Source organism: Sphingobacterium sp. T2 (assembly GCF_000814685.1).
GTDB classification, from domain to species: domain Bacteria; phylum Bacteroidota; class Bacteroidia; order Sphingobacteriales; family Sphingobacteriaceae; genus Sphingobacterium; species Sphingobacterium thermophilum.
Window position 1 is genome coordinate 1 of record NZ_JXAC01000254.1, and the last position, 5,963, is coordinate 5,963.

The following is a 5,963-nucleotide window of genomic DNA, read 5'->3' on the forward strand; positions in this document are numbered from 1 at the left end:
TGAATTTGGAACTATCGATATTGTGGTGAACAATGCCGGCATCACCAAAGACGGTCTTTTATTACGTATGACAGAAGAAAACTGGGATGACGTATTGAACGTAAACCTTAAATCAGTATTTAACGTTACCAAAGCGGCATCAAAGGTGATGATGAAAAACCGTAAAGGGGTGTTCATCAACATGTCTTCTGTGGTAGGTATCCAAGGGAATGCTGGTCAAGCAAACTATGCAGCCTCAAAGGCCGGAATCATCGGATTCACCAAGTCGGTAGCTAAAGAGTTGGGGTCTCGCAACATCCGCGCCAATGTTATTGCCCCAGGATTTATCCGTACAGAAATGACTGATGTATTGGACCCTAAGGTGGTAGAAGGCTGGGAAGCAAACATTCCGTTAAAGCGCGCCGGAACAACTGAAGATATCGCTAATGCGTGTCTTTTCCTTGCGTCGGATTTGTCTTCGTACATCACGGGACAGACTTTGTCCGTAGACGGTGGTATGGCATAAAACCTCCTTTGATTATAAAATTAAGGCGTCTTGAGGCTAATTCTTCAAGACGCTTTTTTTATGATTATATTTGCACGGTTATGATTACTAAAGAAGACGTGTTTTCTATCCGCAACGACGAAGATTTCAATCGTGTTGCTCTTGAGCTATTCCATTATCAGTTTCACCATAATAAGGTGTTTCAGCAATACGTAAAATTTCTGCCAGTCGACACGTCTGACATTCATCATTATACGCAAATTCCTTTCCTTCCTATTCAGTTTTTCAAAACCAAAAAAATAGCGACAATAGATGCACCTCCGCAGATTACCTTTACGAGTTCGGGAACGACGGGGATGAGTACTAGTCAACATCATGTTTTTGACTTGGAATGGTATGAGAATAGTTTCCGCAAGACATTTAAAGAATTTTACGGCAACATTGAGGATATAGCCATCTTGGCTTTGCTTCCTTCCTATCTCGAGAGGGAGGGTTCCTCATTGATTTATATGATAGATGACCTTATAAAATCTTCACAACAACCGGAAAGCAACTACTTTCTTTATAATCACGAGGAATTGTACGCTACCCTCTACCACTTGAAGGAAAAGAGAATCAAGACCATACTTATCGGTGTCACCTATGCGCTGTTAGACTTTGTTGAAAAATATAGAATATCTTTTCCAGAGCTTATTGTGATGGAAACGGGCGGTATGAAAGGCAAACGGAAGGAGATGATTAGAGAAGAATTGCATCATATTCTTTGTCAAGGTTTCGGCGTACAGAAAATCCATTCGGAATATGGCATGACCGAACTGCTTTCTCAAGGCTATTCCCTTGGCGATGGGCTTTTTCGTGCCCCAAAGTGGATGAAAATTCTGGTTCGGGATACGAACGATCCGCTGACTATCCTCCCAGCAGAAAACAGTGGTGGAATAAATGTTATTGATTTGGCTAATGTGCATTCCTGTGCCTTCATCGCCACACAGGATCTGGGTAGAGTCTTTGAAGATAATTCCTTTGAAGTGGTCGGTCGATTTGATCACGCCGATATTAGAGGTTGCAACCTGTTAGTACAATAAAAAAGGGAAGTTCTTGACTTCCCCTTTTCTCTTCCATATTTATCGAGTAAATGTGACAAAATAAACTTTATCACTACTTTTGTCTTTATATTCAGCTGTAAGCTCGGAATTTACTTCTATTTATTGTAAACTTCTATCTTCAAAAGTATTTCCAGCACGTAGCTCACCTGTTTCATAACCTTTTTTGAACCAATACATACGCTGTTGCGACGTACCATGGGTAAAGGACTCTGGATTAGAATAGCCTTGGGCTTGTTCTTGGATATGATCGTCACCCACTGCGGCAGCAGCTCTCATACCATCCAGAATATCGTCATACGTTATCTCTATACTTGTAAGTTTATTGACATAATGTGCCCACACGCCGGCATAGAAGTCAGCTTGCAACTCTGTCATCACTGAAATCTTATTATATTCTCTTTCACTCAACTTAGCGCGTAGAGCGTTAGTTTTACTTAAGGTACCAAGGAGCTGCTGCACGTGATGTCCTACTTCGTGTGCAATCACATAAGCTAAGGCAAATTCTCCCTTCGCACCAAATTTAGTTTGAAGCTCGTTGTTGAAGCTCAAATCAAGATAGATCTTTTGATCTGCAGGACAATAGAAAGGACCGAATGCTGATTGCCCAACGCCACAACCTCCCGTCTCATATGCATCTCTATACACTAAGAGCGTAGGCTTCTTATATGTCAAACCTTCTTCCTTAAAAATATATTCCCACACCTCATCTGTGCTGGTCAGTACCACACGCGAAAAGTCCAACAGTCTATCTTCTTCCGGCGTGGATTCCACGACGGCGGACTCTGACGAGTCAAGCTCACCTCCCTGTTGCAATTGTTGCAACAGCTGAGCCGGATCTCCTCCCATAAATAAACCTATCAACAGTACTATTATTCCACCAATTCCACCAAAGGCTATCTTTTGTCCTCCGGACATACCTCTGCGGTCTTCTACATTACCGTTTCTTCTTCCGCCTTGCCATTTCATGATTTGTCTATTTATATTCTTAACTTCAATAATAAAAATAACAATATTTTGGTAGAATAACCTTCCTAGCTCTCCTGTTTTTCAAAAAGCGTAGATATATGTTGAATCATTCTTATGAAAGTCCATGGAAATAATTGCGAGATAAGAATGAGAACAGATAGGCAAATTTGGAAATAAATTCTAAGGGTTTAAACACCCTTAAAATCTATTTCCTCTAACTCTCTATAATACTGGAGATATCGCTGTATGGCTTCTCTTTTCTTGATATCTAATGGGTAGTCCAAGTAATTGGTAAGATATTTTTCGTAGTTGAAATCTGGATTTTCAGGCAACTCAGGGATAATCACGGTAGGATTGGAAACCCCTATTTTTAGTGCTTCATTGAAATCATTTATAAAGTTTTCCGGCAATTTTTTGTTCGCCACCCATACCGCAAAGGCAAAAGGTAATCCTGTAAATTCCTTCCATACTTCTCCTAAGTCATATACATAAGGAACTTTGTCTTTTTGTCCAAAAGTGCGATCTCCTATCAACACCCAAGCGTCAGCATCACCTTCCATGACCACTTTCACGTCTTTCTTCCAATAGTGCTTTAAAAGAATACGTGCCAAACCATTTGAGGTTCTCGACTGATGGTCCAATCTTAGGCTTTCTATCTCGCTATCGGCTTTGATGAAAATACGAATACCGAATCCACCGGTCCATCCGACCCAATACAATAGTCTGTCACGATGTGATGGTTAGGAATCTTTGATAGTGCTGCCACCGGAATGATACCTAAGTCGGCTTCGTCGTGAATAACCTTGCGGGCGCATTCTGCCGGAACATCCACACTCAAATCAATCTGCTCTAACAACTTTGCTGATGCTTTAATACCATGCAAAAACGGTAGTGAGTTTGTGTAACTTACTACCGATACTCTAATTTTATTCATTCCAACCCCTCTAAATGTGCAACATTATAATAATCTATGATTTTGAATTTTTTATCTTCATATTCCAACACATATAAGGAAGTATTCGTGTGCGGAAAGTCATCCATCTGACATACCGGAACATCCGTAAGATGACATAAGAGGATACGCAAGGCACGTCCGTGCATACAGACCAAGACATTCTTCTCTTCTTCCTTGCTAAGGATATGCGCTATGGCTTCTTTTTGACGGGCAACCAGTTGATTGGGTGATTCACCGTTTTCTATACAAACGTCCAGCTGGTTGCTTCTCCAAGCTCCTACAATCTCCGCAAACCCCTTCATGATGGTTTCATCCTGCACCTTACCTTCATAAATCCCCCAGCTGATCTCATCAAGGCCGGGCAGCTGCTCATGAGGAATATTGAGCTCTGTGATGAAACGCTCTACCGTCTGGTGTGTACGCAACAATGTGGATGTATAAACTTTGTCAAATGGAACATGCTTGTAGGCATTAAAGAAAGCTTCTGCCTGTTTCCATCCGTTTTCGTTTAGCGGGGTGTTTACTCCTCTTCCTTGTACTATACCTCGTAAATTAAGATCTGTCTGTCCGTGTCTGATAAAATATAAAGTCTTCTTCAAAGCTTAAAGTCTTTGTTTAATTAACAACAGGTAAAGCGTAGTATTTGTTGGAATTATCCTCTTCAAAAACATAATCCTTATAGTCTGTGATGACATTATATAAAGTATCACGCTCTATAGGATGTCTTCCTACATCTTTAATCAACTTTACAAGTTCTTTGGTGCTCATCGCGGGATTTTGCTCCTCTGCTCCCGCCATAGAATAGATTTTGGTTGTATCATCCAAGGTACCGTCTATATCATCCACACCATAAGCCAAAGAGAGCTGTGCAGTATTACGCGATATCATAGCCCAATAGGCTTTGATGTGCGGGAAATTATCAAGGTAGATTCGGGCAACAGCATAGTTACGCAAGTCTTCCACCACAGACACTTCCGGCACATGCGCCATCTGGTTGTCTTTGTTTCTAAACTTTAACGGGATGAAGGTTTGGAAGCCTCCTGTTTTATCTTGTAGCTGACGCAGACGCTCCATATGATCCACGCGATGCCAATATTTCTCTATATGACCATAGAGCATAGTTGCATTGGTGTGCATCCCCAACTTATGAGCCTGCTCATGAATATCCAGCCACTGTTCGGCTGTACATTTATCGTGCGCAATCTGCTCACGGATTTCTGGATGAAATATTTCGGCACCTCCACCCGGCATAGAATCCAAACCACATTCTTTGAGATATTTTAGTCCCTCATAATGCGAGAGTTTGGCCTTTTTGAAAATATAATAGTATTCTACCGGAGTGAGTCCTTTGATATGCAAGTCGGGACGGTGCGCCTTACAGCGTCTGAAAAATTCCGCATAAAACTCAAGGTTTTGTTTAGGAACAACGCCTCCGGTGATATGTACCTCCGTTACCGGCTCGTTATCGTATTTTTTGACCACCTCCATCATAGCATCTACATCCATCTCCCATCCTTCTTCACGTTGCTTGATCAGACGCGAATAAGAACAGAATTTGCAGTCGTAAACACAAATGTTCGTCGGCTCTATATGGAAGTTACGGTTGAAATAGGTATAATCGCCATGTTTTTTCTCACGGATATAGTTGGCTAATACCCCTAGATAGTTCAAATCCCCCTTCTCGTACAATATCACTCCCTCATCAAAGGTAATGCGCTCTTCGGCAAGTACTTTTTCAGCTATTCTTTTTAAATCTGCATCCAGATTCGGATTATTTATTAAAAAGGTTAGCTTTTTTTCAGCCTTCATAAAAATCTCCCTTCTTACTCAAATATATTAAAAACAACACAAAAGCCGAACCTTAGTGCATTTAAGCTTCGGCAAATTGCTGCATATCAATCAGTTTTTTATATAAACCGTTTTTGTTTATCAATTCTATGTGTGTGCCTACTTCCACGATACGGCCACCTTCCAACACGACAATCTTGTCGGCATTTTGAATCGTACTAAGCCTATGGGCTATGACTACTGTCGTTCTATTTTCCATAAGCTTATACAGCGCATCCTGAACAAGTCTTTCGGATTCGGTATCCAAGGCTGAGGTAGCCTCGTCTAATAACATGATTGGAGGATTTTTTAGTACGGCACGTGCAATACATATACGTTGACGTTGGCCTCCCGACAGCTTTGACCCTCGGTCACCGATGTTGGTCTGATAGCCTTCCGGAGTCTTCATAATAAATTCATGAGCATTAGCGATTTTCGCCGCGGCCTCCACCTCTTCCTGTGTAGCTGACTCGTTGGCGAAAGCTATATTGTTGAATATCGTATCATTAAACTAATATAGACTCCTGATTCACCGTACCAATCAAGGCACGCAAAGAATCTTGTTTTAATTCTTTAAGATTTTTGCCGTCGAAGAGAATTTCTCCCGCCGTCACGTCCATAAAACGAG

The 5,963-nt window shown here is 41.3% G+C and carries 5 protein-coding genes and 2 pseudogenes; 2 read left to right on the forward strand and 5 right to left on the reverse strand.

From position 1 onward, the window contains the following. Together SD31_RS13535 and SD31_RS13540 are read left to right on the forward strand one after the other, a co-directional pair. Positions 1-505, forward strand: a 505-nt coding sequence (locus tag SD31_RS13535; protein ID WP_039054513.1) for an SDR family oxidoreductase, incomplete at its 5' end; no start/stop codon positions are given. A gap of 80 nt (positions 506-585) precedes the next feature. Then, a complete protein-coding gene (locus SD31_RS13540) occupies positions 586-1,566 on the forward strand; it encodes an acyltransferase (RefSeq protein ID WP_039054514.1) in 981 nt (326 codons plus the stop codon). 120 nt (positions 1,567-1,686) lie between these two features. On the opposite strand, the gene SD31_RS13545 is transcribed toward SD31_RS13540, so the two are convergent. From SD31_RS13545 to SD31_RS13565, 5 genes and pseudogenes are all read right to left on the reverse strand, one after another. Continuing rightward, positions 1,687-2,553, reverse strand: coding sequence for a neutral zinc metallopeptidase (locus SD31_RS13545; RefSeq protein ID WP_039054515.1), 867 nt, complete (start codon positions 2,551-2,553; stop codon positions 1,687-1,689). 188 nt (positions 2,554-2,741) lie between these two features. Continuing rightward, positions 2,742-3,487: pseudogene (locus SD31_RS13550) on the reverse strand (menaquinone biosynthetic enzyme MqnA/MqnD family protein). Continuing rightward, entirely contained in the window at positions 3,484-4,107 is a 624-nt protein-coding gene (locus SD31_RS13555) for a histidine phosphatase family protein (protein ID WP_039054516.1), read from the reverse strand. The pseudogene SD31_RS13550 and the gene SD31_RS13555 overlap by 4 nt, the downstream one beginning before the upstream one ends. Positions 4,108-4,123: 16 nt before the next feature. After that, positions 4,124-5,317: an aminofutalosine synthase MqnE gene (gene mqnE, locus SD31_RS13560; protein ID WP_039054517.1), complete on the reverse strand. Its 1,194-nt coding sequence runs from the start codon at positions 5,315-5,317 to the stop codon at positions 4,124-4,126. Between the two features lie 61 nt (positions 5,318-5,378). Further along, positions 5,379-5,963 (reverse strand): annotated as a pseudogene (locus SD31_RS13565) (ABC transporter ATP-binding protein); the annotation flags it as partial.

Excerpts from the sequence above, each read along its gene's own strand:
- SD31_RS13545 (WP_039054515.1), bottom strand. The coding sequence starts at position 2,553 with ATGAAATGGCAAGGCGGAAGAAGAAACGGTAATGTAGAAGACCGCAGA.
- SD31_RS13540 (WP_039054514.1), top strand. The coding sequence starts at position 586 with ATGATTACTAAAGAAGACGTGTTTTCTATCCGCAACGACGAAGATTTC.
- mqnE (WP_039054517.1), bottom strand. The coding sequence starts at position 5,317 with ATGAAGGCTGAAAAAAAGCTAACCTTTTTAATAAATAATCCGAATCTG.